Consider the following 376-nt stretch of genomic DNA (forward strand, 5'->3'; position numbering starts at 1 on the left):
ACCACCCAGCGTCGACGCCACCGTCGCGCCCGTCTGGTCGCCCTTCGCGCTCACCGTGTTCAGTTGGGCAACGTTCACGGCGTCCGTATCGGCCACGCCTGCGGCCACGTTATGCACCGTCACGGCCGAGGTCGCGCCCGAACCGCCCAGCGTCACCGAGCTATGAGCCGACGAGTCATACATCACCGCATCGTTCATCGAACCCGACATGCTCGTGAGCTGGCTGTTGATCGTCGAGATGTCCGACGAATTCTGCGTCACCTGCGAGTCGAGGTTCGCCACGCTGCCTTGCAGCGTCGTGACCGAGCCCTGCATCGTCGTGATGTCCGCCGAGTTCTGCGCCACCGTCGCGTTCGTCGCGTTCAGTTGCGACATG

1 pseudogene is annotated in these 376 nt (G+C 64.6%); it reads right to left on the reverse strand.

The features are described from left to right. A pseudogene (locus U5775_RS39125) lies at positions 1 to 376 on the reverse strand (hypothetical protein); the annotation flags it as partial.

Source organism: Paraburkholderia sp. J63, assembly GCF_905220245.1.
Taxonomy (GTDB): Bacteria; Pseudomonadota; Gammaproteobacteria; order Burkholderiales; family Burkholderiaceae; genus Paraburkholderia.